Below are 2,449 nucleotides of genomic sequence, written 5' to 3' on the forward strand. Positions count from 1 at the left end.
ATCGCAGCAGTAAGAGTAGTCTTACCGTGGTCAACGTGACCGATAGTACCCACGTTAACGTGTGGTTTCGAACGATCAAAATTTTCTTTAGCCATATTTGAAAATCCCAGTTAAAAGTTTAAAATTATTAGTGTTATGAAATTTGTTTCGCTTATTCATGAAGCCTGGCCTTCTGCCAAACTAACACCCTGAACATTTTAAGCCTTTCGAAAAGGGTTATCCAATATGTCTATGAATGCTGACAGCCGAGATTCGCTACATCTTGGCGCTTATTGTCGAACATTTCATTCTTTTTCAGAGAGCTGTTGATGAGGATTGAACTCACGACCTCTTCCTTACCAAGGAAGTGCTCTACCACTGAGCTACAACAGCCTGATAGCCGTTATACATTTACCCGTTACTTCGTTAACCGTATTTGTTACGACCAACGGATAACGATTAACAGATAACGACTCAAAGTGAGAGCGGGAGACGAGGCTCGAACCCGCGACCTATAGCTTGGAAGGCTATCGCTCTACCAACTGAGCTACTCCCGCGTATTGATTCAAGGTTTATAGTTATTAAATTCAAAGCACTGTAAACTTTAGAACATCGACTATAACATTGAACATTTGTGGGGGAAATAGGATTCGAACCTATGAAGTCATAAGACAACAGATTTACAGTCTGTCCCAGTTGGCCGCTTTGGTATTCCCCCTTTTGTTATTATCCATCTTCACTAAACCATTTACAGGTTATGTGAATGATACTCCAGTATTTCTTAGAACTAACCTGTTTGCCGTGCTGTCTTGTCAGCCCTTTTAAAAACAGGAGTGCAAAATTATACGCTTTTCCACTTTTTCAAAACTTATGAAGAGATTTTCGAAAATTCTTTCACGAGAAAAGTTCAATCATAGCGGAATTATCTCTGTAATAACTCCTTCTCCGAATTCTTTCCGGAACATTTCAAGGATTTGCGCCTTATACAGAGAAAAGTCTTTGCGCATGGTTGGAGAGTCGAATTCAACAAAAAGTACTTTATTTTTTATAAAGAGTTTCTTGGTTCGTTTGGAAACAGGCTTTCCTACAATTCTCTCCCACGATTCTATCAGGTTGGCCTCATCAAATCTAGTAGAGAGACGATATGAGTTTAGCAGTTCGCGGATCGCATCTCCTACTGACTGAGCATCGCCTCCTCTATATTTTTTTGACATGGCACAAATATACAAGCCTGCATTCTCTTGAGCGCGATCCATAAATTTTAAATCGCTAGCGTTGTTAAGTCGTTGTTATGATCCCTTTATCAACTGAAAATATAGCCGCTGATGTTTCGATCGATCTCAATAATTCACCTGTTCGATCGGGCCGGGCATCAGTTATAAACAACTGGCCTAACTCATTCTTCATCAGACTTAAAAGTTTCGAAATACGATAATCGTCCAGCTTATCAAAAATATCATCCAGTAAAAGTATAGGCTTGAATCCTTTTATCTTTTCAATGATCTCAAATTGAGCAAGCTTGAGTGCTATGACAAATGACTTTTGTTGTCCTTGCGAACCCAGTCTTTTCAAATCACCGTTACCCAATGTAAAGAGGTAATCATCCCGATGGATCCCAAAAGAAGTCCTTTGAAGAAGTACATCTTTCTGTCGGTTCTTTAATAAACCTTCTTCAAAACTTTTTTCCTTTAGCTCCGACACATACTCCAGACTGGTGACCTCCTCCTGACCTACAATGAATTGAAAATATTTTCTGAATACAGGCAAAAATTCTTCGGCAAAAGAAGAACGCCTGGTGAATATCAACTGGCCCACACGAATCAGAATCTGATCATACGATTCAAGCGCAAGCCAATCCGATATGCCTCGCTCCTGAAACAAGCGCAGCAAACTATTTCTCTGTTTTAGGGCCTGGTTGTATTGCATGAGAGCCTCGAGGTAAGTCTTATCGAGTTGTGATATAATGCTGTCGAAAAATTTCCTTCTCGACTCACTACTCTCGCGTACCAACTCCACATCATCAGGCGCGATCAAAACGACCGGGTATTTTCCGATGTGATCGCTCAGCTTCTGGTAATCAAGTCCTTCTTCCCGAAAAGTTTTTTTTGATCCTGTCTGAACCGAGCTTACCAATTCATACAACCGGCCATCTTTCATGAATTTTCCTTTTATCATAAAGAACGGTTGACCATTCAAAATGCAGTAGGTATCCGAAGAAGCGAAGGCACTCTTTGTAAAAGACAGCGAATAAATTGCATCCAGTAAATTGGTCTTTCCGCTCCCGTTTTTACCTACTAAAACGTTTACAGATGGTGAAAACCGCAGATTGGCTTCCTGGTAGTTTTTAAAATTCAGCAAATGAAGTTCATCCAGGTACATGAGGAATTGCCTTGAAAGTTTGGCTAATGTTCGTTGGGGGGTTATTTTCGCAGCTCGGATCAAAAATAGGGATATGCCTGCTACAACAAAA

Annotated in this window: 3 protein-coding genes and 3 tRNA genes; all 6 read right to left on the minus strand. The window is 40.3% G+C overall.

Going from position 1 to position 2,449, the window contains the following annotated elements:
- Positions 1-95, minus strand: a 95-nt coding sequence (locus VIN08_RS01890) for a GTP-binding protein (RefSeq protein ID WP_331959381.1), incomplete at its 3' end; no start/stop codon positions are given.
- A gap of 205 nt (positions 96-300) precedes the next feature.
- Positions 301-372 (minus strand) — tRNA-Thr (locus tag VIN08_RS01895).
- A 91-nt stretch (positions 373-463) separates the two neighbouring features.
- Positions 464-536: transfer RNA gene (locus tag VIN08_RS01900), tRNA-Gly, on the minus strand.
- Positions 537-614: 78 nt separating this feature from the next.
- Positions 615-697: transfer RNA gene (locus tag VIN08_RS01905), tRNA-Tyr, on the minus strand.
- 193 nt (positions 698-890) lie between these two features.
- Positions 891-1,235 (minus strand): DUF721 domain-containing protein, encoded by a 345-nt coding sequence (locus VIN08_RS01910; protein WP_331959375.1) that lies wholly within the window; start codon positions 1,233-1,235, stop codon positions 891-893.
- Between the two features lie 22 nt (positions 1,236-1,257).
- Positions 1,258-2,449 (minus strand): DNA replication/repair protein RecF (gene recF, locus VIN08_RS01915; protein ID WP_331959378.1); only part of this gene is annotated, 1,192 nt, incomplete at its 5' end.

The sequence above is a fragment of the Ohtaekwangia sp. genome (genome assembly GCF_036568665.1).
Classification (GTDB): Bacteria; Bacteroidota; Bacteroidia; order Cytophagales; family Cyclobacteriaceae; genus Ohtaekwangia.